Origin of the sequence: Vibrio makurazakiensis, assembly GCF_050337375.1 — a bacterium.
Classification (GTDB): Bacteria; Pseudomonadota; Gammaproteobacteria; order Enterobacterales; family Vibrionaceae; genus Vibrio; species Vibrio makurazakiensis.
Genome location: NZ_JAKJSW010000447.1, coordinates 1 through 1,228, shown reverse-complemented (window position 1 = coordinate 1,228; position 1,228 = coordinate 1). Strand labels below are relative to the sequence as shown.

General features: G+C 38.4%; 1 protein-coding gene. It reads right to left on the bottom strand.

Annotated features, from left to right (window positions below; genetic code table 11):
* Positions 1 to 165 precede the first annotated feature (165 nt).
* Positions 166 to 582: a CBS domain-containing protein gene (locus tag L4C33_RS22345; protein ID WP_428814570.1), complete on the bottom strand. Its 417-nt coding sequence runs from the start codon at positions 580 to 582 to the stop codon at positions 166 to 168.
* Between the last annotated feature and the right edge of the window lie 646 nt (positions 583 to 1,228).

The following is a 1,228-nucleotide window of genomic DNA, read 5'->3' as shown; positions in this document are numbered from 1 at the left end:
CACCAATATATGACGCATGGTTGAGCCTTGAACAAACTTTGCCGTTTGTGCTGTCATCTAATTCTCCAACAAACAATCTTGTATGTATAAAACAGAAAAAGGCGCATCAGCGCCTTTTGAATAATACTTAGTATATTATTAATTATAACATTCTGTAACAACATATTACACCGGGTGCTTGAAGCAATCCTCGATATTCTTGCCAATTGCTCTCAGCACATCACGACGAGTGATAATACCAACCAGCTTTTTCTTATCCACAACAGGGTACACTTTTGGCTTACCCACTTTCATCATATCGGCAAGTTCGATGATTGAGACATCTGGAGAAACAGCCAGCACCTCGGGGTGCATACAATCTCCGACGAGATGGGTGTCTTGGCAGAAATAGCTCACTTTCACTAATTTATCTAAAAGATCCTGCTCTGACAAAAAACCGATCACTTCTTCTTTATCATTGATCACCGGACCACCCATATGGTCAGTTTTCATCACACGATCAAGAGCCGCACTTAATGGCATATCAACCGTAAATGTTACGGCTTGGTGTGTCATATAGTCTTTTACCTTGAGTGATTCCATAATCATTCTCCCTAATCTGCTCAATAACTTTGATAACTTGGTTATGCCCTTAAGTTAATTGTTGTCTAAAATCTTGATTTTACTAAATGGATTTCAACAATTTTCTTGATAGGCAAAACCTTTTAAGAGGAAAAGTCAGGTAGAGAAAGGCTTTCAGTGTATTGGCTTCTTTTGGCTAAAATTCAAATAATTTGATCTCAGTACAAAGTCGTCGTTGCAGTTTTCTCATTTTGACACTTAACTCCATCAATAATTAAACTCAAGCATAATCAATGCCATCCCCCTGCTACCTACTTATCAAGCGTAAAAGCTTACGCTCCATTACAAATAACGAGAACCAAAACACTCCTTCCTGAAAGCACCAAAACCATTAGCTGGTTCAATGGTTTAACGCCAGCTATATAAACAACTTCACATTACAAAACGCTTACACTACCGAAGAGCACACCTCACCGACTACCCGTAACTTTTACAATAAGTATCATGCCACCAAAAGAGGCTCGAATCGTCGTAACCCCAACAGAATGAGAAATTAAGAAGATAAATATATGGAAAATCAAAGCGTAGAAATGTTCGCGTTTATTTATGAAGATTCAAACGGAAATGATGTGGTTGCAATGGCTGAGATAAATGGAAAATACACACC